Source organism: Streptomyces sp. NPDC047049 (assembly GCF_040643995.1).
Taxonomy (GTDB): domain Bacteria; phylum Actinomycetota; class Actinomycetes; order Streptomycetales; family Streptomycetaceae; genus Streptomyces; species Streptomyces mooreae.
In genome coordinates this window covers 633,469-653,177 of the sequence record NZ_JBEYVM010000002.1, presented here as the reverse complement: position 1 = coordinate 653,177, position 19,709 = coordinate 633,469, and the positions used below count along the sequence as shown (strand labels likewise).

16 protein-coding genes and 1 pseudogene are annotated in these 19,709 nt (G+C 72.9%); 7 read left to right on the top strand and 10 right to left on the bottom strand.

What is annotated here, in order from left to right:
- Positions 1 to 140 precede the first annotated feature (140 nt).
- Genes ABZ851_RS06975 through ABZ851_RS06965 form a run of 3 tightly spaced genes read left to right on the top strand, consistent with a single transcriptional unit; the run spans position 141 to position 3,321 of the window.
- Entirely contained in the window at positions 141 to 818 is a 678-nt protein-coding gene (locus ABZ851_RS06975) for a TetR/AcrR family transcriptional regulator (RefSeq protein ID WP_361123173.1), read from the top strand.
- Positions 815 to 2,032 (top strand): pentapeptide repeat-containing protein, encoded by a 1,218-nt coding sequence (locus tag ABZ851_RS06970; protein WP_361123789.1) that lies wholly within the window; start codon positions 815 to 817, stop codon positions 2,030 to 2,032. Before ABZ851_RS06975 ends, ABZ851_RS06970 begins: the two co-directional genes overlap by 4 nt.
- Positions 2,029 to 3,321 (top strand): pyroglutamyl peptidase, encoded by a 1,293-nt coding sequence (locus ABZ851_RS06965; RefSeq protein WP_361123170.1) that lies wholly within the window; start codon positions 2,029 to 2,031, stop codon positions 3,319 to 3,321. The genes ABZ851_RS06970 and ABZ851_RS06965 overlap by 4 nt, the downstream gene beginning before the upstream one ends.
- A gap of 46 nt (positions 3,322 to 3,367) precedes the next feature.
- Here the strand turns inward: ABZ851_RS06965 and ABZ851_RS06960 are convergent, their stop codons facing one another.
- On the bottom strand, positions 3,368 to 4,285 hold the full coding sequence (locus ABZ851_RS06960) for a LysR substrate-binding domain-containing protein (RefSeq protein WP_361123167.1): 918 nt from the start codon (positions 4,283 to 4,285) through the stop codon (positions 3,368 to 3,370).
- Between the two features lie 107 nt (positions 4,286 to 4,392).
- Between ABZ851_RS06960 and ABZ851_RS06955 the strand changes: the two genes are divergently transcribed.
- Positions 4,393 to 5,466: a pyridoxal-phosphate dependent enzyme gene (locus ABZ851_RS06955; RefSeq protein ID WP_361123164.1), complete on the top strand. Its 1,074-nt coding sequence runs from the start codon at positions 4,393 to 4,395 to the stop codon at positions 5,464 to 5,466.
- A gap of 72 nt (positions 5,467 to 5,538) precedes the next feature.
- On the opposite strand, the gene ABZ851_RS06950 is transcribed toward ABZ851_RS06955, so the two are convergent.
- The 8 genes and pseudogenes from ABZ851_RS06950 to ABZ851_RS06915 form a co-directional block, all read right to left on the bottom strand.
- The gene (locus tag ABZ851_RS06950) at positions 5,539 to 6,831 is read right to left on the bottom strand and encodes a HAMP domain-containing sensor histidine kinase (RefSeq protein ID WP_361123161.1); all 1,293 of its coding nucleotides are present in this window, start codon (positions 6,829 to 6,831) and stop codon (positions 5,539 to 5,541) included.
- Positions 6,832 to 7,171: 340 nt separating this feature from the next.
- Entirely contained in the window at positions 7,172 to 8,098 is a 927-nt protein-coding gene (locus tag ABZ851_RS06945) for a ribokinase (protein WP_361123786.1), read from the bottom strand.
- Positions 8,099 to 8,156: 58 nt separating this feature from the next.
- Positions 8,157 to 10,117: pseudogene (locus ABZ851_RS06940) on the bottom strand (substrate-binding domain-containing protein).
- Between the two features lie 28 nt (positions 10,118 to 10,145).
- Positions 10,146 to 11,741, bottom strand: coding sequence for a sugar ABC transporter ATP-binding protein (locus tag ABZ851_RS06935; protein WP_361123158.1), 1,596 nt, complete (start codon positions 11,739 to 11,741; stop codon positions 10,146 to 10,148).
- 272 nt (positions 11,742 to 12,013) lie between these two features.
- The gene (locus tag ABZ851_RS06930; RefSeq protein WP_361123155.1) at positions 12,014 to 13,015 is read right to left on the bottom strand and encodes a LacI family DNA-binding transcriptional regulator; all 1,002 of its coding nucleotides are present in this window, start codon (positions 13,013 to 13,015) and stop codon (positions 12,014 to 12,016) included.
- A 329-nt stretch (positions 13,016 to 13,344) separates the two neighbouring features.
- The gene (locus ABZ851_RS06925; RefSeq protein ID WP_018088072.1) at positions 13,345 to 13,470 is read right to left on the bottom strand and encodes a hypothetical protein; all 126 of its coding nucleotides are present in this window, start codon (positions 13,468 to 13,470) and stop codon (positions 13,345 to 13,347) included.
- 374 nt (positions 13,471 to 13,844) lie between these two features.
- Positions 13,845 to 14,273, bottom strand: a complete 429-nt coding sequence (locus tag ABZ851_RS06920) for an organic hydroperoxide resistance protein (protein ID WP_361123151.1) — start codon at positions 14,271 to 14,273, stop codon at positions 13,845 to 13,847.
- Between the two features lie 205 nt (positions 14,274 to 14,478).
- On the bottom strand, positions 14,479 to 15,498 hold the full coding sequence (locus ABZ851_RS06915; protein WP_361123148.1) for an NADP-dependent oxidoreductase: 1,020 nt from the start codon (positions 15,496 to 15,498) through the stop codon (positions 14,479 to 14,481).
- An 88-nt stretch (positions 15,499 to 15,586) separates the two neighbouring features.
- On the opposite strand from ABZ851_RS06915, the gene ABZ851_RS06910 reads away from it, so the two are divergent.
- On the top strand, positions 15,587 to 16,018 hold the full coding sequence (locus tag ABZ851_RS06910; protein ID WP_361123145.1) for a MarR family transcriptional regulator: 432 nt from the start codon (positions 15,587 to 15,589) through the stop codon (positions 16,016 to 16,018).
- 6 nt (positions 16,019 to 16,024) lie between these two features.
- Here ABZ851_RS06910 and ABZ851_RS06905 read toward each other — a convergent pair whose 3' ends face one another.
- Positions 16,025 to 17,617, bottom strand: coding sequence for an MFS transporter (locus ABZ851_RS06905; protein WP_361123142.1), 1,593 nt, complete (start codon positions 17,615 to 17,617; stop codon positions 16,025 to 16,027).
- Positions 17,618 to 17,798: 181 nt separating this feature from the next.
- Between ABZ851_RS06905 and ABZ851_RS06900 the strand changes: the two genes are divergently transcribed.
- A complete protein-coding gene (locus ABZ851_RS06900; protein ID WP_361123139.1) occupies positions 17,799 to 18,824 on the top strand; it encodes a TetR/AcrR family transcriptional regulator C-terminal domain-containing protein in 1,026 nt (341 codons plus the stop codon).
- A 135-nt stretch (positions 18,825 to 18,959) separates the two neighbouring features.
- A complete protein-coding gene (locus ABZ851_RS06895; protein ID WP_361123136.1) occupies positions 18,960 to 19,619 on the top strand; it encodes a hypothetical protein in 660 nt (219 codons plus the stop codon).
- Positions 19,620 to 19,709 lie beyond the last annotated feature (90 nt).

Genomic DNA, 19,709 nt, shown 5'->3' with positions numbered 1-19,709 from the left:
CGGTTCTCCGGTGCTCCCTGAATGGACGTGCGGCCCCCCTTGCCGCGATTCTTGCCGTCCTGCCTCCCGGCCGGTAGGCGCCGTTACTTTTCCGATACACCAGCCGTACGGGATCTCCACGCGGGAGTTACGCTCGGCCGGTGACTGCACCAGACCAGGACAGATCCCACGGTGGCGGAGCGGGCGCCCGGCTCGGCGGTGGCGGGCGGGAGGCCCGGCGCGCGGAGCGGCGCGAGGCCATCCTGCAGGCCGCCATGGAGCTCATCGCCGAGCGCGGCTACCGCCGTACCTCACTCGCCGCCGTTGCCGCGCGCGCCGGACTGACCCAGCAGGGGCTGCTGCACCACTTCCCGACGAAGCAGCTGCTGCTGGTCGGCGTCCTGGAGGCGCGCGACCGCTGGGACCTGGCCTCGGCCGCCGCGGCGTCCGGCACCTTGCGCACCGACGCCCTCGCCCAGCTCGTCGACTACAACGCCACCCGCTCCGGCATCGTCCAGACCTACACGGTGCTGTCCGCCGACAGCGTCACCGAGGACCACCCCGCCCGCGCCTTCTTCGAATCCCGCTTCCGCTCCGTGCGGGCCTCGATGGCCGAGGTGCTGCGGGCCGAGTACGGCGACACGCTGCCCGGCGGCCTGTCCGCCGAGCGGGCGGCGCCGCTGCTGGCCGCCGTGATGGACGGCCTGCAACTGCAGTGGCTGCTGGACCCGGAGGAGGTGGACATGCCGGCCGCGTTCCGGGACTTCCTGGCGCTGCTGGGGCGAACCGAGGGGCAGGGCGGCGGCGCCGGATCCGGCGAGGAGCCGGGCGTGGGGTGACCCTCCCGGTGCCGCTACCGGACGGGGGAAAGACAGGAAATCGTCGCCTTGTCCGCGCTGTATTCAAGATCGGCGAGCATGTCACCGCCGGCGCAGTGGGCCTTCGAGGTGTCGAGCCTGCGGGTCACCTTGTACTGCGCGTCGGCCGAACCGCAGTCCACGACCTCCAGGTCCTGGTCCTGCCAGTCGCCTTCGTTGCGCACGCAGTCACCGACGGCGAGGGTGGGCGCCTTCCCGATGCCGGCCCCGTCGGCGAACAGGCCGAGTGCGAGCAGGGCCGGGACCGTCACCGCCACGAGGGCCATCGGCACCAGGAACAGCATCGCCTCCGGCCGGCGCAGCAGCGACTTGCCCGGGTCGAGCGAGGGCCGGAAGCCGCCTGCGGGGGCGGACAGTTTGCGGAAGCGGCCCCGGGGACCGAGGTTCATCAGCAGGGTGAGCGGGGTGATGGCCACGGACAGCGGGCTCCACCAGCCCTGCCACAGCGTCTTCGCGGACATCTCGCGGTAGGTGGCCAGCCCGCAGGAGCGGCAGAACATCCCCTTGCGGCTGAGGAACCGCATCACGTAGAGGATGCCCTGGTGCCCGCGCACGGTGGCCTGCACGGCGGGCTGAGCACCGCAGAGCTGACAACAGCCCGGGGCAGCGGCGTACGGCTGCGGGTGCGGAGGCGGAGGCGACTGTGGGTGCGGGTACGGGTGTTGCTGCGCGTACGGGTGCGGAGCCTGTGCCGGGTACCCCGGTTGCTGCGGGGCGTACGACTGCGGGGCGTACGACTGCGGGGCGTACGACTGCGGGGCGTACGACTGCGGGGCGTACGACTGCGGGGCGTACGGCTGTGGGGCATACGGGCCGGCGGGCTGCTGCGCATAAGGCTCCGAGGGCGGCGGAGCGTACGAGTACGGGCCCTGCGGTGGTGGCGGGGTGGCCACAGAAATCCCCCTGAGTCTCGTGCCTGTCTGTCGTCGGACACGGTGGTGAGCCGGACCGGGCCGAACCAGAAACCCTATCCGCGGCCGCTCGGCGGGCGAGGGCAGGGGCAGGAGCAAAGAGGAAGGGGCAAGGGACAAAGGACAGGGGGCAAGGGGCAAGGGGCAAGGGGCAGGAGACAAGAGGCAAGAGGAAGAGGCAAGAAGCAGGGCGCCCCGGCGTATCAGCCATCGACCCCTCCCTCTACCGCCCCACGGCGTACACCGCTTTACTCGCCCCCATGACTCGCATACGCACCGGAATGGCCGCGCTCGCCGTCGCGCTGCTGGCCGCCGCCCCGCTGTCCCTCACGGCACCGGCCACCGCGGCCGCTCCGGCGGATGTCACGGTGGAGGAGGGGCGCCTGACACAGGCCGCACCGCAGGAGATCCTGCGGCGCAGCGGATTCGACGCGGTGGAGCGGGAGTTCGGCCACGGGCTTGCGCGGGTGGCCGGCTACGGCGAAGCCCGGCGCTATGTCGCCGCCGAGGGGCGGGCGCTGTGGCGGCGGGCCGTGGACCGGGCGCAGGGACGCGGGCCCGGCAGCGGGGACCTGAGCCGGGACGACGACCGGCCGCTGTACTGGGCACGGCTGGGAATGACCGGGCAACTACGGCAATGGCGACCGGACTTCGGACTGACGGAGTCCGCGCGCGCCGCGCTCCTCGGGTCACTGGAGCGGGGCTCGCGCGGCCAGGACTCGATCGAACTGCCCGCGGACCAGCACGTCCTGCGGATCGTGGTGACCGGATTCGACCCGTTCCAGCTGGACGCCGACGCACGGCGCAGCAACCCGTCGGGGGCGGCGGCGCTCGCGCTGGACGGGACGACGGTACGCACCGCCTCCGGACAGCCGGCCCGGATCGAGACCGCGGTCTTCCCTGTACGGTGGGCCGACTTCGCGGACGGCACGGTGGAGCGCACCCTGCTCCCGCACTTCCGGAGCGGGCCGCGGCAGGCCGATCTGTTCACGACGATCAGCCAGGGGCGGCCCGGCCGGTTCGATGTCGAGCGGACCAACGGGGCCTGGCGGGGCGGCTATCCGGACAACGCGCGGGAATCCCGTACGGAGACCGTGCCGGTTCCGGCAGGCGTGCCGACCGTGTGGCCGCAGCCGCAGTGGACGACCACCAGCCTCCCGTACGCACGGATCGTGGCGGCCGGGACCGGGCCCTTCCCCGTGGTCGACCACACCGAGGTCACGGAGATCCCGGCGGGCGGCACCGGGCCGGTCGACCGGCCGGACGGCCCCACTCCCGGGTCGACGGCCCGTGCCGGTGGCGGCGGGGACTATCTCTCCAACGAGATCGCCTACCGGGCGACCCTGCTGCGCGACGCGGTGCGTCCGGCGCTCCCCGGCGGGCATCTGCACACCCCGGTGCTGGAGTTCGGCCCCGGCAACACGGACCCGGCGCACGGCCAGGTCACCGACCCGGACTTCGTCCACCACCGGGTCGCGATCACCGAGCAGGTACGGGCGATCCTGACGGTGGCGGCCTCGGAGACGGCGGCGGCGCGGGGCGCGCGGCGGTAGTACTCCCGTCACGTTCCGGGGGCGGCGGACCGGGCCTGCCGGGCGCTCAGGGCAGGCAGCGGGCCCGTTCGACGGCGCGTCGCAGCGCCGCACGGCAGGCCCGGGCCGCCGGGTGGCCTTCACCGCCGTGCCGTACGGCCGTGAAGAGCCGCCGGGTGCGGCCGCCGTCCGGCAGCGGCAGCAGCGGAACGGTCGGTGCGCTCCCGCCCCACAGCAGGTCGGGCAGGAGGGCCGCCGCGTGCCCCTGCTCCACCAGCCGCAGTTGCACCAGCAGGTCGGGCGACTCGAACCGTACGTCGGGCTCGAAACCGGCCTGGCGGCACACGGCCGTCGCCCACCGCCGGGACGCGGTACCCGCCGGTTCCATGACCCACGGCCGGCCGGAGAGCGCGCGCAGCGCCGCCGCCGGCTCGTCCGCCGGGGAGGCGCTGCCGGGCGGCAGGGCGAGCCGCATCTCGTCGCCGCACAGCTCCACCGCGTCCACCCCGGCGGGCCGGGCGACCGCGTGCGCCGGGTACTCCTCCGCCACGACCAGGTCCACCTCCCGCGCGAGCAGGGCGGGCAGCGCCGCCTCCGGCTCCGCCTGTACGACGTGGACGCGCAGGCCCGGGTGTTCCTCGCGCAGCAGGGTGAGCGCCGGCGGGACGAGCGCCAGCACGGCCGTCTGGAAGGCGGCGACCCGCAGGGTGCCGGTGACGGCGGCCAGCGAGGCGGCGATATCGGCCTCGGCCCGCTCCAGGCGCTCCAGCAGAACGTCCGTGTGCGCCACCAGGATCTCGGCCTGCTCGGTCAGCCGTACCCGGCGTCCCACCGGCTCCAGCAGCGCCACGCCCACCTCGGCCTCCAGCACCGAGAGCTGCTGCGAGACCGAGGAAGGGCTGTACGAGAGGGCCGCCGCGACGGCGGCGAGGGTGCCGCGGTGCTTGAGTTCGCGCAGCAGCCGCAGCCGGTGGAGATCGAGCATGTCCGGTCCAGCCCCTCCATCGTCCGCAACCGTTCGGGTTTTCCGACGATTATCGCTCGAAAAGATGTGCTGGACCGTTGGGACGGCGGTACGGCAGCGTGCTCCCCATGCCCACCACTGACTGGTACGCACGCCCTGCCGCCCGTTCCTGGACCTGTCCGCCCGCGCCGCGTGCGGCGATCACCTTCCACGCCACCCTGCCCGGTTACGCTCCGACGCCGCTGCGCGAAATGCCCGCGCTGGCCGAGGAGTTGGGAGTCCACCGGGTGTTCGTCAAGGACGAGTCCGCCCGGCTCGGCCTGCCCGCGTTCAAGATCCTGGGGGCGTCCTGGGCGATCCACCGGGCCCTGGCCGAAACGCCCGGCGAACGGCTGGTCACCGCCACCGACGGCAACCACGGCCGCGCCGTGGCCCGTACCGCCCGACTGCTGGGCCTGACCGCCGAGGTCTTCGTACCCACCGCGGTGCACCCGGCGGCGGCCGACGCCATCGCGCGTGAGGGCGCCCGGGTGACGCGGGTCGACGGGGCGTACGACGACGCCGTACACCGGGCTGCCGACGCCGCCGCGCGCACACCCGGCGCCGTCCTCGTCCAGGACACCGCCCTGCCCGGCTACACCCGGATACCCGGCTGGATCATCGAGGGCTACGCCACGCTGTTCGACGAGACCGATGTGCAACTGCGCGCGCTGGGCGCCGGACCCGCCGGGCTGGTGGCCGTCCCCGTCGGCGTCGGCTCACTGGCGCAGGCCGCCGTCAGCCACTACCGCGCCCCGCGGGACGCCCCGCCGCCGTCGTTGCTGAGCGTCGAACCGGACACCGCCGCGGGTGTCCTGACATCCCTCACCGCCGGCCGCCCGACCACCGTGCCGACCGGCGCCACCATCATGGCCGGGCTCAACTGCGGCACGCCCTCCAGCGCCGCCTGGCCCCTGCTGCGCGACGGGCTCGACGCCGCTGTCGCCGTCACCGACGCCGAAAGCGCCCGCGCGGCCCGCGACCTGGCAGCGCTCGGACTCTCCTGTGGCCCCTGCGGCGCCGCCTCGCTGGCCGGGGCCCGGGCCGCCCTGACCTCCGCCGCCGAACGCCGTGCGGTACTGGCGAAGCACAGCACCCGCACGGTCGTACTGCTCAGCACCGAGGGCGCCGAGGCCAACCCGCACGCATCGACCGGCCGGTGAATCAACCATGTTGCGAACGGGGGTGGGCGACGGCCCGGCGCATCGCATCCCGTCCCGGCCCCGGTCCCGCGCCTACAGCGGCAGGACGACCCGCATCACCAGTCCGCCGCCCTCACGGGGCCGGGCCGTGATCGTGCCGTCATGCGCACGCACCACCGAACGCACGATGGACAGCCCCAGCCCGACCCCCTTGTCACTCCCGGTCCGCTCCGTGCGCAGCCGCCGGAACGGCTCGAAAAGGTTCTCCACCTCATAGGCCGGCACCACCGGACCGGTATTGGAGACCACCAGCACCGCACACCCCGGCTGCGGCTGGGTCATCACCTCCACCCAGCCCTCCTCCGGCACGTTGTAGCGCACCGCGTTCTGCACCAGATTCAGCGCGATCCGCTCCAGCAGCACCCCGTTGCCCTGCACGAACACCTGCTCCCGCACCCCCCGCAACGCCACCCCCTTGGCCTGCGCCTCCTCACGCATCTGCTCCACCGCCTGCGACGCCACCTCCGCCACATCCACCGGCTTCTTGTCCACGACCTTGTTCTCACTGCGCGCCAGCAGCAACAACCCCTCCACCAGCTGCTCACTGCGCTCATTGGTCGCCAGCAGCGTCTTGCCCAGCTGCGCCAGCTCCGGCGACGCCCCCGGATCCGCCAGCTGCACCTCCAGCAGCGTCCGGTTGATCGCCAACGGCGTCCGCAACTCGTGCGAAGCATTCGACACGAACCGCCGCTGCGACTCGAACGCCCGGTCCAGCCGGTCCAGCATCTCGTCAAACGTGTCCGCGAGCTCCTTCAGCTCATCATCAGGACCCCCCAGCTCGATCCGCCGGTGCAGATCCGAACCCGCCACCCGCTGAGCCGTCCGCGTAATACGCCCCAACGGCGACAACACCCGCCCCGCCATCGCATAACCGAAAGCGAACGCCACCACCGTCAAACCCAGCAAAGCCAGCAGGGAGCTGTTCAGGAAGGTGTGCAGGGCCTGTTCGCGCTGGTTGCGGAGGCAGCGGCCGATCGCCGCATTGATCTCGTCGAGCGAGGCGACCGACGGCAGGTCGGGACAGCTGATGTTGCCCAGCCTGACGTTGCTGCCGAACACGCGGAATTCCGGGGTGCCCTCCTTGAGGGTCCTGGCCGCGAGGAAGTAGATGATGACGAGCAGTACGACCCCCGCCATCAGGAACATGCCGCCGTAGAGCAGGGCGAGCCGTATCCGGATGGTCGGCCGCAGCCACGGTGCCGGACGGTGGTCCGGCGGAGGGGCGGTCCGGGTGGGCTGCGGAGGCGCGGCCACCGGCGGGGACGACGAAGAGGACGGCGAGGACGGGGAGGACGGGGACGGCGGGGTGGAGACGGTCACAGTCATCAGCCCCGGAGACCCGGTGAAGCGGGCACGGCGACCGATACCGGGACGGGGGTTAGGCGCACTGCTGGTCCTTCCTCAGATCCCGTAAGGCACACGACAGTTGCCCCACAGCACCCATCCTGCCCAAAGGACCCATAAACCGGCAGTAAGCAACGGATCGGCTCGCAGTCCGGTGCCTGGCGTCCGGCGCCTCGCAGACCGGCGCCTCGCAGACCGGCGCCTGGCGGTCCGGTGCCTACGGTCCGGCGCTCCTCCCGGCGGAGCGCTTCCCGGACCGGCCTTCCCGGGCCTGTCCGGCCTGCCCCGTCCGGCCGTCCCTCCGGCCGGACGGGGCCGGGCCTCAGCCCTGCGCCGCCTCGGGCGCCAGCACGTCCAGCTCGGCCGGGGTGGGGTAGGACGGCTGGGCGCCCGGCTTGGTGACGGCCGCGGCGCCCACCCGTACGGCGAAGCGCGCCGCCTCGGGCAGCGAGTCGCCACGGGCCAGGCGGGTGGCGAGGGCGCCCGTGAAGGCGTCGCCGGCACCGGTGGTGTCCACGGCCTTGACCCGTACGCCCGGGACGCCCGTGGTCCCCGAGGCGTCCAGGACCAGCGCGCCGTCGCCACCGAGGGTGACCACCACGGAGCGGGCGCCCCGCTCGCGCAGCGCCCGCGCCCACGCGGCGGGCGTGCCGTCGGCGAGCCCGGAGAGCTGCCGCGCCTCGTGCTCGTTGACCACCAACGGGTCGGCCGCCGCGAGGAGTTCGGGCGCCAGTGCGGCCGCCTCGGGTGCCGGGGAGGGGTTGAGGACGACGCGGGTGCCGGCCTGCTCGGCGGCCGCGGCGGCGGCACGTACGGATTCCATGGGGATCTCCAGCTGGAGGGAGACCACCGAGGCGGCGGCGATGGTGTCCTTCGCCGCCGCCACGTCCTGCGGGGTGAGGGCGGCGTTGGCGCCGGGCGAGACCACGATGCTGTTGTCGCCGTCGGGGTCGACGAGGATCATGGCGGTGCCGGTGCGGGCCGCGTCGTCCACGATCACCGGCGTGACATCGGTGCCCGCGTCGCGCTGGGCGCCGAGCAGCAGTTCGCCGTAGGCATCGCCGCCGACCCGCGCCAGCAGCGCGGTGCGTCCGCCGATCCGGGCCGCTGCGGCCGCCTGGTTGGCGCCCTTGCCGCCGGCCGACTCGACCAGATCCGTGCCGGTCACGGTCTCGCCCGCGCCGGGCCGGCGCTCGACCCGTACCGTCAGATCCGCGTTGGCCGAGCCGACCACCAGGACGTCATACATGCGCCGCTCTCCCATTTCTCTCCTCCGTCGTGGCCCGGCGACCCGCCGGGCCGCCTTCTCAGCCGTCGAACTTCGCGGCGTTCTCCGCCGTCACCAGCACCACCGGCACTCGGACCGACTGCGGCAGCTTCTCACCGCGGGAGGCCTTGAGCGCCCAGTCCACGGCCTGCTTGCCGAGGAGTTCCGGCTGCTGGGCGACGGTGGCGGTCAGCGTGCCCTTGCGGACCGCCGCGACGCCGTCCGGGGTGCCGTCGAACGCCACCACCTTCACGTCCTTGCCCGAGCGGCCGGCCAGCGCCTTGGACGCGCCCAGCGCCATCTCATCGTTGGCGGCGAACACCCCGCCGATGTCGCGGTGCGCCTGCAGCATGTTGGTCATCACGTCCATGCCCTTGGTGCGGTCGAAGTCCGCGGGCTGCCGGGCGACGACCTGGATGCCGGGGTATTTCTTGATGCCTTCCTCGAAGCCCCGGCCGCGCTCGCGGGCGGCGGAGGTGCCGGCCTGGCCCTCCAGGAAGGCCACCTTGCCCTTGCCGCCGAGCGATTCGGCCAGTGTCTTCGCGGCGAGCCGGCCGCCCGCGACGTTGTCGGAGGCGATGGTCGAGCCGACCTTGCCGCCGTTGACGCCGCGGTCGATGGAGATCACCGGCACCTTCGCCCGGTTGGCGACACCGACGGCCGGGACGGCGGCGTCCGAGTCGACCGGGTTGATGATGGCCGCCTTGACGTTCTGGCTGGTGAACGTCTCCATCTGGTTGATCTGCTGGGTCGGGTCGTTCTGCGCGTCGGTGATGTTGAGGTGCAGGTGGCGGGCGTCCGCCTCGGCCTGGGCGCCCTTCTTGATGCCGACGAAGAAGGGGTTGTTCATCGTGGACAGCGCCAGCCCCAGGTCGGTGTTGCCTCCGCGGTCGCAGCCGGCCAGCCCCAGGGCGACGGCCGCGGCCAGCCCGGCCGCCAGCGGCATCCGGAGCCGGACGGTCCTGCGCGCGGTCATCCGGGCGGTCCTTCCCTCGGTCCGTACCTCAGTCCTTCCCACGCTCGTCCGGGCGTTCATCGCGCGCTCCGGCGGCGCAGCGTGTCCAGGAGCACCGCCAGCGCGATGACCAGGCCGGTGGCCACCTGCTGCCAGAACGCCGACACGCTCAGCAGGTTGAGGCCGTTGCGCAGGACGGCGAGGATCAGCGCGCCGATGAGGGTGCCGGAGGCCTTGCCGGAGCCGCCGGAGAGGCTGGCCCCGCCGATGACGACGGCGGCGATCGCGTCCAGCTCGTAGCCGGTGGCGGCCTGCGGCTGGGCGGAGGTGAGCCGGGCCGCGAGCACGATGCCGGCGACCGCGGCGAACAGCCCGGACAGCGCGTAGATGACGAGCTTGCGGCGCTTGACGTGGATGCCGGAGAGCCGGGCGGCCTCCTCGTTGCCGCCGATCGCGAACATCGCCCGGCCGGTGTACGTACGGGCCAGGACCAGCGCAGCGATCAGCCCCATGGCGATCATGACGAGGACGGGCACCGGCAGCCAGCCGCCGAGGGTGTCACCGAGCGCGCCGAGCGCGCCGGGGAAGGCGATCGGCGTGCCGCCGGAGATGACCAGGGCCAGACCGCGGCCGACCGAGAGCATCGCCAGCGTGGCGATGAAGGCGGGCAGTTTGCCGTAGGCGACCAGCGCGCCGGAGACCAGACCGGCCCCCGCGCCGACCGCCAGGCCGAGCAGGACCGCCATCCAGACGGGCAGGCCCTCGTGGGTGGCCGCCCAGGCGACGACGGTGGCGGAGAGACCGGCGACCGAGCCGACGGAGAGGTCGATACCGGCCGAGACGATCACGAAGGTGACGCCGAAGGCGAGGATCGCGGTGACCGACGCCTGGACGCCGACGTTGAGGAGGTTCTGGCCGTTGAGGAAGTCCCCGGACAGCGCCGCCATCACCACGACCAGGGCGATCAGTCCGCCGAGCGGGCCGTTTCTGAGCACCGCCCGGGAGAACCACGCTCCCGCGCCGTCGCGGTCCGGTGCCCGCCCCACCGCCTCGGCGGCGGCTCCCGTCTTCACCTCAGTGGACATCGGAGCCCTCCATCGCGCTCTCGTCGTTGTGCTCGGTGCTCGTGCTCGTGCCGTGCGGGGACCGGAGCGCCAGCTCCATCACGGCGTCCTGGGTGGCCTCGTCGGCCGACAGCTCTCCGGCCAGCCGGCCCTGCGACATCACCAGCACCCGGTCGCTCATGCCGAGCACCTCGGGCAGATCGCTGGAGATCATCAGCACCGCGCGGCCGGACGCGGTCAGTTCGTTGATGAGCTGGTAGATCTCGACCTTGGCCCCGACGTCGATCCCGCGCGTCGGCTCGTCGAGGATCAGCAGCCGGGTGTCCGCCAGCAGCCACTTGCCGATGACGATCTTCTGCTGGTTGCCGCCGGAGAGGGTGCGGGCGCTCTGCCCCAGCCCGCTCATCCGGACCTTCAACTGCCCGGCGACGGTGGCCGCTTCGCGCCGCTGCGCGCCCCGGTCCACCAGCCCGCCGCGGGTGTCGCGGTCGAGGCGGGCGAGGGTGAGGTTGTCCTGGAGGGAGGCGTCCATGACCAGGCCCTGGCCCTTGCGGTCCTCCGGTACGAGGCCGAGCCCGGCGCGCATGGCGGCACGGACGTCGCCGCGGGCCAGCTCCTTGCCGTCGATCTCGACCGTCCCGGCGTCGTAGCGGTCCACGCCGAAGACCGCCCGGGCCACCTCGGTGCGGCCCGCGCCGACCAGCCCCGCGAGGCCCACGACCTCACCGGCCCGCACCTCGAAGTCGATGCCCTCGAAGACCGGTCCGGCCACCGTGCCGTTGCGGGTCAGACCGCGGACGCGCAGCAGGGGCGCGCCCGGCTCCTCGGGTCGCTGCCGCGGATACTGCTCGGCGATGTCCCGGCCCACCATGAGGCGGATCAGCTCGTCCTCGTCCGTCGAGGCCGGCACCTCCTCGACGGAGCGGCCGTCGCGCAGGACGGTGACCCGGTCGCCGAGGGCGCCGATCTCGTCCAGGTGGTGGGTGATGAAGATGATGCCGACGCCCGAGTCGCGCAGCTCGCGGACGATCGCGAAGAGGGTTTCGACCTCCTCGGAGGTCAGGACCGCAGTCGGCTCGTCCATGATCAGGACGCGCGCGTCCAGGCTGAGGGCCTTGGCGATCTCGACCATCTGGAGGCGGGCGATGCCGAGTTCGGCGACCGGGGTGTTCGGGGAGACGTCGAGCCGTACGCGCCGCAGCAGCTCGGCGGCCCGTGCCCGCATCGTCTTCCGGTCGACCAGGCCGAGCGCGGTGCGCGGCTGGCGGCCCAGGAAGATGTTCTCGGCGACGGTCAGCCCGGGGACGAGGTTGAACTCCTGGTAGATGGTGGCGATGCCGTGCCGTTCGGCGTCCTGCGCCGAGCGGATGGTGACTTCGTCGCCGTCCACGAGGATGCGGCCCTCGTCGGGGCGGTGGGCGCCGGAGAGCATCTTGATGAGGGTGCTCTTGCCCGCGCCGTTCTCGCCGAGCAGGACATGCACCTCACCGGGGCGCAGGGTCAGGTCCACGCCGTCCAGCGCGCGGACGCCCGGGAACGACTTCGTCACCCCCTCCACGCGCAGCAGTTCGCGGCCGCCCGGTTCGTCGTCGTTGACGCCGGTCATGCGCTGCCCCTCTCTTCCTCGGGTGGGTGGTGCGGTAACTGACTTAGGGGGTGTCGTTTGGATCATGGCGGGCTCGCGGGGTCTGGCACGCACGCTCGCCGCGTTGTCGTCACTCGCCGACGCTCCGCGTCGACTCCCTCCTCCGCCTTGCGATCGCACGCACCAGACCCCGCTCCCTGATCCACCATGATCCAAACGACACCCCCTAGGTGGCCCGCCCGGCCGGGGGAGCCGGGACCGGGGTACCGGTCCCGGGCGCCGGGCGGGCCTGCTCAGGGGGCGGGCGCCTCGCCGCAGGAGCGGCGGGTGACCAGCCGGGCGGGCAGCAGCACCGAGTCGGCGGGCCGGCCCTCGATGCGCTCCAGCAGGGTGTGGACGGCGGCGCGCCCGAGTCCGCGGGTGGGCTGGGTGATGGCGGTCAGCGGCGGATCGGTGTGGGTGAACCACGGCACGTCGTCATAGACCACCAGCGCCACGTCGTCGGGGACGCGCAGGCCGCGGGCGCGGAGTTCGTCCATCGCGCCCAGCGCCATCAGGTTGTCGGTGGCCAGCACCGCGTCCGGCGGTTCGGGGAGGTCGAGGAAGGCGCTCATCACCTGCCGGCCGCCGGTGTGCTGGAGGTCGGGGGTGGCGCCGACCCGCTCGTCGGGCAGGGTGAGGCCGTATCCGCCCAGCGCCGTACGGAAGAGGGCGAGGCGCTCGTCACCGGTCGGGGTGCCGGCCGGGGCGACGATGATCGCCGGGCGGCGACGGCCGTGGGCGGCGAGGTGGGCAGCGAGCTCGGTGAGCGCGGCGCGGCCGTCGGCGCGTACGCAGGGGGCGTCGATGCCGGGCACGGCGCGGTCCAGCAGGACCAGCGGGGTGCCGGAGGCGACGACCTCGCGGAGCATCGCCGAGCCGGTGCCGGCCGAGCTGACCAGCAGGCCGTCGATCCGGCGGTCGAGCAGGGTGCGGATGTAGTCGTCCTGCTGCGCGGGGCGCTCGCCGGCGTTGCCGATCACCAGGCTGTAGCCGAGGCTGCGGGCCTCGTCCTCGACGGCGTCCGCCAGCTCGGTGAAGAAGGGGTTGGTGAGGTCGCTGATGATCAGGCCGAGCGCGCCGGTCCGTGCGGTGCGCAGCGCGCGGGCGACGTTGTTGGGGCGGTAGCCCAGCTCCTGTACGGCGGCGAGCACCCGCTCACGGGTCTCCGCGACCGGGCTGTGCCCGTTGAGGACCCGGGAGACCGTGGCGACGGAGACCCCTGCCCGTTCTGCCACATCCTTGATGTTCGCCATGGCGCCGTTGCCGTTCTGTCCGTGCGAGCGCTTCCGGTGCGGGGAGCGGCTTCGCGTGATCGATGTGTAATCGATTTCGTGAGGGATTCGCGGGGGCTACGAAATCGATTACGCGGGGCGTGCGTCAAGACGGCGTGAATGTTGGCTGCGTCACACCGTGTGGAACGTCGTACGCGACGCCGCCGTACGTCGCGTCGTACGTCACGTCATGCGTCACATCGCAGGGCGGGAGGGCGCGGGGCCTGTCGAGCCCGGGCACTCCCCCGTTGGCCGTCCCGCCTCGACGGCGGGCACCGGCCGTGTCCGGACCCACGGGGCCCCTCCGGCGATTACCGGGCGAACTGCCCCACACACGCGACGATCGCCACCAGCAGACCCAGCACTCCGATGACCACCTGCCATCTGTCAGACGGCGCCCACCGGTCGCTCTCCTGCTCCGTGTCCTGATCGTCCATCGCTCCTCCTCGCTCCTCCGGACAGGCCCCGGAGGCCAGGGCCCCCGCCGGCCGGCCGCCGACGGAGCTGCGGGGAGGAACGTGGTGAAGCCCCGCCAGAATAGCGCGAGTTGACGCCGCGCCGCGGGGAACCGGCAGACGCACCACGCACCACGCACCACGGCCACGCGCCAGGGGCCGCACCCCGTTCACGGGATACGGCCCCTGGCCTTACTTGCTTCTCCTGGCTTACTTTCCGGTACCGCGGCCTCCGGCGTTCGCGACGTCCGGCGCCCTCGACCTCCGGCGCCCTCGGCCTCCGGTACCGCGGCCTTCGGATACCCACGGCCTCCGGCGCCCTCGCTCTGCGCCGCCGCGGCCTCCGGAGCCGGGTGTCAGACGACGGTCAGCGTGACCTCGATGTTGCCGCGGGTGGCGTGGGAGTACGGGCACACCTGGTGCGCCTTCTCCACGAGGTCGCGGGCGGTGGCCGCGTCGACGTTGGGGATCGCGGCGGAGATCTCGGCCGTGAGACCGAAGCCGCCGTCCGGGGTCTTGCCGATGCCGACCTTGGCGGTCACCCGGGAGCCGGAGACATCGGCGTTCTCCCGGCGGGCGACGACGCTGAGCGCGCCCTGGAAGCAGGCGCTGTAGCCGGCCGCGAACAGCTGCTCGGGGTTGGTGCCGGCGCCGCTGCCGCCCTGCTCCTTGGGCGGGTTGACGATGACGTCGAGCTTGCCGTCATCACTGGCGACGCGGCCGTCACGGCCGTTCTCAGCGGTGGCGACGGCGGTGTAGACGACGTCGACGGACTGGATGGACATACCAAATCCTCCTGTGGTTCGCCGCGACTCGCGCCCACGGATCGCGACGGCGTGCCGCCGAGCCTAACGGCCGGGGCAAGGGGATGGGGCCGAGGCAGGTGGGGAGGCGAGGCGGGGTGGCGAGGCGGGTGGGGGTGAGGCGGATGCCCCTCGGACTTCGCCCCGCCCCGCCCCTCCCCGCCCCCAGGTCGTCGTCGAGCTGTCGTCAGCTGTCGAGGCTCACGATCATCTTTCCGGTGTTCTCGCCGCGCAGCAGGCCCAGGAAGGCCTCGACGCCGTTCTCGATGCCGCCCACCTTGGTCTCGCTGTACTTGAGCTCGCCGGAGCGGATCCAGGCGGAGACCTCCTCGACGAACTGCGGCTGCAGCGCGGCGTGGTCGCTGACCAGCAGGCCCTGGAGGCGCAGCCGCTTGCCGATCACCATCGCGAGGTTGCGCGGGGCGGGGCTCGGCTCCGTGGCGTTGTACATGGAGATCATGCCGCAGATGGCGGCACGGCCATGGACGTTGAGGGAGCTGATGGCCGCCTCGAGGTGGTCGCCGCCGACGTTGTCGAAGTAGACGTCGATGCCGTCCGGCGCGGCCTCCTTGAGCTGCTTGGCAACATCGCCGTTCTTGTAGTTGAAGGCGGCGTCGAAGCCGTACTCCTCGACCAGGAGCTTGACCTTGTCGTCGGAGCCGGCCGAGCCGATGACGCGGGAGGCGCCCTTGAGCTTGGCGATCTGGCCGACCTCGCTGCCCACCGCACCGGCCGCGCCGGAGACGAAGACGGCGTCGCCCTCCTTGAAGGACGCGACCTCCAGCAGGCCCGCGTAGGCGGTCAGGCCCGGCATGCCCAGCACGCCGAGGTAGGCGGTGAGCGGAGCCAGCGACGGGTCCACCTTGGCGGCGCGCTTGGCGTCCAGCACCGCGTACTCACGCCAGCCGAGACCGTGCAGCACGTGGTCGCCGACGGCGAGGGAATCGTCGCGCGAGGCGATGACCTCGCCGACCGCGCCGCCGTCCATCGGCTGGTCGAGCTGGAAGGGCGGGACGTAGGACTTCACGTCGTTCATCCGCCCGCGCATGTACGGGTCGACGGAGAAGTGCTGCGTACGGACGAGGATCTGACCCTCGCCGAGCTCGGGCACCGCGGCCTCGCGCAGCGCGAAGTCCTCCGGAGTGGGCCAGCCGTGGGGGCGGGCGACGAGGTGCCATTCGCGGCTGGTCGTGGGCAGTGCGGACATAAGCGCGATCCTCCTAAAGCTTCAGGTGCTGAAACAACCATGCTCCTCGATATTTCATGTTGTCAAGTAAATGGGTATCCTCGTGTGCATGACCCCCCGCGCAGACTCCCTGACCGTCGAGGTCGTCGACCTCATCGGCACCGTCGTGGCCCGCTACTACGAGGAGTACGAGCTCGCCGCGGCCGAGCACTCCCTCACCGGCGCCCAGGCCAGGGTGCTCAGCCTGCTCAGCCTTGAACCGCTGCCCATGCGCAAGGTCGCCGAGCGCCTGAAGTGCGAGCCGTCGAACGTCACCGGCATCGTGGACCGCCTGGAGTCCCGCGGCCTGGTCGAGCGCCGCCCCGACCCGTCCGACCGCCGCGTCAAGCTCGCCGCCCCGACCGCCGAGGGCGCGCGCACGGCCGGGGCGCTGCGCACCTCGCTCCACTTCGCCCGCGAACCCCTCGGCCGTCTGACGGTCGCCGAGCGGACGCTGCTGAAGGAACTGCTCCAGCGGATGCTGGGCGTCGCGCCCGAGTGAGCCGGCCTACGGGCGATGGCGGACCGCCGACCGGCCACCGGCCGCCCCCGACGCGTCCGTCTCCTCCGCAACTCCCGCTGTCCGCAGCCCCCGCAGCAGCGTCAGCGCCAGGACCGCGGCCACGACCATGACGCCCGCGGCACCCAGCACCGCCGTCCGCAGCCCGTCGGTGAACGCCGCCCGGGCCGCGGTCAGCAGCATCTCGCCCGCCCGGCCCGGGAGTTGACCGGCCACCACGGCGGCACCCGCCAGCGTCTCCCGGGCCACGTCCGCCGCGCCCGCCGGAAGGCCGGACGGCAGCGCGTCACGGATGTCGCCCCGGTAGACCGCGCTCCCGACGCTGCCCAGAATCGCCATGCCCAGCGCACCGCCCAGTTCGGTGCCGGACTCCAGTACGGCCGAGGCGGATCCCGCCCGCTCGGGCGGCGCGAGGCCGATGGCCAGTTCGTTGCCGAGCGACATCACCATCACCAGGCCCGAGGCGTAGACCGCCGAGGCCACCAGGACGAACCACAGGGCCGAGCCCGGCTGCAGCCAGGACAGCCAGACGAAGCCGCCGGCCGCCAGGCCGCACCCCATGGCGATGACATAGGCCCGGTCCATCCGCTGGGCGAGCGCGGTGGCGGCCGGCGCCATCCCGCCCACCGCGAGGGTCGGCAGCAGATTCCACAGCGCCGCCTCCATGGGGCTCATGCCTCGTACGGACTGCAGGTACTGGGTGAAGAACACCGCGCAGCCGACGATCGCGAACATCGCCAGCAGGTTCATCAGCACCGAGACGCTGAATCCGCGGTGCCGGAAGAGCTCCAGATCGAGCATCGGATGACGGGCGGTGCGCTGGCGGTGGACGAAGGCCGCGGCGGCCATCAGGCCGGTCACCAGCGCGAGGACGGGCAGCACCGCCAGGCCGTCGCGGGCGATCTCCTTGACGCCGTAGACCACCGGCAGCATGGCGAGCAGGGAGAGCAGCGAGCCCGGCAGGTCGAAGCGCCCGGCCGCCGGGTTCTTGGACTCCGGCAGCAGCAGCGGGCCGCAGACCAGCAGCAGCACCATCGCCGGGGCATTGACCAGAAACACCGAGCCCCACCAGAAGTGCTCCAGCAGCGCCCCGCTGAGCACCGGGCCGACCGCGATGCCGCCGGTCACCGCCGCCGACCAGATCGCGACCGCCTTGCCGCGCTGCCTGGCGTCGTGGAAGAGGTTGCGGATCAGCGCAAGGGTGGACGGCATCAGCGTCGCACCACCGATGCCGAGCAACGCCCGTGCGGCGATGAGCATTTCGGCGCTGCGCGCGTAGGCGGCGACCCCGGAGGCGAGTCCGAAGAGGAGGGCGCCGGACAGCAGCAGCTTGCGGCGGCCGATGCGGTCGCCCAGCGCACCCATGGTGATCAGCAGCCCGGCCAGGACGAACCCGTAGACGTCGAGGATCCACAGTTGCTGGACGCTGCTGGGCTTCAGCTCCGCGGTCAGGAACGGCACCGCGAAGTAGAGCACCGAGACGTCCATCGAGACGAGCAGACAGGGCAGCAGGAGGACGCCCAGGGCGGTCCACTCCCGGCGGCCGGCCACCGGCTTGGATGTGTACGGTGTAAACGACATGGATGACACGGTAAGCAGGTTGCGCTTACGGTGCAAACAATATGGACAGCAAGGGAGTTGGTGATGCGTCACACTAGTGCACCAACCCTGGCGCACTGCCCTGATGGAGTGCGCGTTGCCACCCTCACGCCCCGCAGAGCTACCCTGAACTCCCCCTGGTGCACTAGTACGGAGGTCCCCCGTGGAGCAGCCGCCCCCACCGCCCTACCGCAAGATCGCCGACGCGATCCGGCGCCGCATCGCCACCGGCGAGCTGACGCCGGGTGACCGGGTGCCCTCGACCCGGCGGATCACCCAGGAGTGGGGGGTGGCGATGGCGACCGCCACCAAGGTGCTGACGACGCTCCGTCAGGAAGGACTCGTACGGGTCGTACCGGGGGTGGGCACGGTCGTGGCCGAGCCGCAGCGGACCGCCCGCAGCGGCGGCCTCGCGCGGGAGCGGCGGCCGCGCGAGACGGACAGCGGGCTGAGCCGCGAGAGCGTCGTACGGGCCGGGATCAAGGTCGCCGACGCCGAGGGACTGCGGGCGCTGTCGATGCGCCGGGTCGCCGCCGAGTTCGGGGTGTCCTCGATGGCGCTCTACCGTCATGTGGCCGGCAAGGACGAGCTGGTGCTGCTGATGGCGGACGCCGCGTTCCTCGACGTCGAGCTGCCCGAACCGGCGCCGGACGGCTGGCGCGCACGGATGGAGGCGGGCGCACGGCTGCAGTGGGAGCTCTACCGGCGGCACCCCTGGCTGGCGCAGTACCTGTCGATCACCCGGCCGCAGCCGATGCCGCGGGCGATGGCACTGGTCGAGTGGACCATGGGGCGGATCCGGGGAATGGACCCGGTGACGCTGATCCACATGGCGCTGACGCTGCTGGGCTTCGTGCTGTCCACCGCCGCCGGATTCGAGGACGACCTGGAGGCCGAGCAGGAGACCGGCATGGACCAGGCGCAGTGGATGGCCACGATGGAGCCGACGTTCGAGGGGATCCTCACCTCGGGCTCCTACCCCATGTACGCGGGGGTCTCGGCGATAGGCGAGGACGTGGTGAACCAGGACTCGCTCTTCGAGTTCGGGCTGGCCCGTCTGCTGGACGGCATGGAGACGCTCGTCGGGAGCGGGGCGGCCGGCGACGGGGCCGGGGAGGGCGGTGACAGCGGTGACGGCACTGACGGCACTGACGGCACTGACGGCGGTGATACCGGCGACGCCGGCTGAGCGCCCCGCCCGGCAGCCGCCCCCGGGCCCCGCGCCCCCGGGCCCCGCGCCCCCGGGCCCCGATTCCGCCTCCCGGATCGGGCCCCAGCCCCTCCCCCACCCCCGGATCCCGCCCCGTCCACCACCATGTCTTTCATGAACGGCACCGCTGACACCGACCCGCCCGCCGGCTCCACAGCCCCCTCCGGCCTGCCGGGACCGGTCGCCTTCCAGCTCGTCCTGCTGCGCCGGATGGCCGACCACCACCCCGGCCTGGTCGAGGACGCCCTGCGCACTCTGCGGGCCTCCCGCGCCGATATGCGCGACGCCAACCGCCGCTGGCAGGCACGGATGCACGCCCCGCGAGCGCGTAGCGGCGCCTGGCCGTATCGTGCGCTGCTCGGCACCCCCGAGACCGTCACCACCCGCCGGATCGGCGACCTGACCTGCGAGGCCCTGGCCTGGCCCGTTCCGCTCTGGCCCGATCTGCGCTTCGAAGTCCTCACCGGCACCCGGGGCGCCGTATGGAACGCCTGGCTCGTCCGGGCACCCGGCGCCAGGGCCCCTGACCTGCGGACGACCGAGGATCTGACGCCCTGGTCGTGCACGGTCGACGAGGTCGCCCGCGCCTTCGCACCGGCCCGCCCACGAGAGGGCAGCGCCCCCACCCGCTGGCAGCTGGCCTGCACCGCCCCCGGTCCCGACGGCACGCCCCAGGACATCGTCGCGGAATTCACCTGGGGGCTGTACCAGCGGCTGACCGGTTCGGCCCCCGCCACACCGGCCGGCGGCCGCGACCTCACTCCTTCGCCGTAACCGCCCCCGGCCCGTCCTCCGCCCGTCCCCCGAGCGGACCTTTCCAGCGGGCGGGCGGCCGCGCGCGACCGGAGGATGGCGCAGAGCGGT

Coding starts and splice junctions, on each gene's coding strand:
- ABZ851_RS06965 (WP_361123170.1), top strand. CDS start 2,029: ATGACTCGCATACGCACCGGAATGGCCGCGCTCGCCGTCGCGCTGCTG.
- ABZ851_RS06960 (WP_361123167.1), bottom strand. CDS start 4,285: ATGCTCGATCTCCACCGGCTGCGGCTGCTGCGCGAACTCAAGCACCGC.
- ABZ851_RS06955 (WP_361123164.1), top strand. CDS start 4,393: ATGCCCACCACTGACTGGTACGCACGCCCTGCCGCCCGTTCCTGGACC.
- ABZ851_RS06950 (WP_361123161.1), bottom strand. CDS start 6,831: ATGACTGTGACCGTCTCCACCCCGCCGTCCCCGTCCTCCCCGTCCTCG.
- ABZ851_RS06945 (WP_361123786.1), bottom strand. CDS start 8,098: ATGTATGACGTCCTGGTGGTCGGCTCGGCCAACGCGGATCTGACGGTA.
- ABZ851_RS06935 (WP_361123158.1), bottom strand. CDS start 11,741: ATGACCGGCGTCAACGACGACGAACCGGGCGGCCGCGAACTGCTGCGC.
- ABZ851_RS06930 (WP_361123155.1), bottom strand. CDS start 13,015: ATGGCGAACATCAAGGATGTGGCAGAACGGGCAGGGGTCTCCGTCGCC.
- ABZ851_RS06925 (WP_018088072.1), bottom strand. CDS start 13,470: ATGGACGATCAGGACACGGAGCAGGAGAGCGACCGGTGGGCGCCGTCT.
- ABZ851_RS06920 (WP_361123151.1), bottom strand. CDS start 14,273: ATGTCCATCCAGTCCGTCGACGTCGTCTACACCGCCGTCGCCACCGCT.
- ABZ851_RS06915 (WP_361123148.1), bottom strand. CDS start 15,498: ATGTCCGCACTGCCCACGACCAGCCGCGAATGGCACCTCGTCGCCCGC.
- ABZ851_RS06910 (WP_361123145.1), top strand. CDS start 15,587: ATGACCCCCCGCGCAGACTCCCTGACCGTCGAGGTCGTCGACCTCATC.
- ABZ851_RS06905 (WP_361123142.1), bottom strand. CDS start 17,617: ATGTCGTTTACACCGTACACATCCAAGCCGGTGGCCGGCCGCCGGGAG.
- ABZ851_RS06895 (WP_361123136.1), top strand. CDS start 18,960: ATGAACGGCACCGCTGACACCGACCCGCCCGCCGGCTCCACAGCCCCC.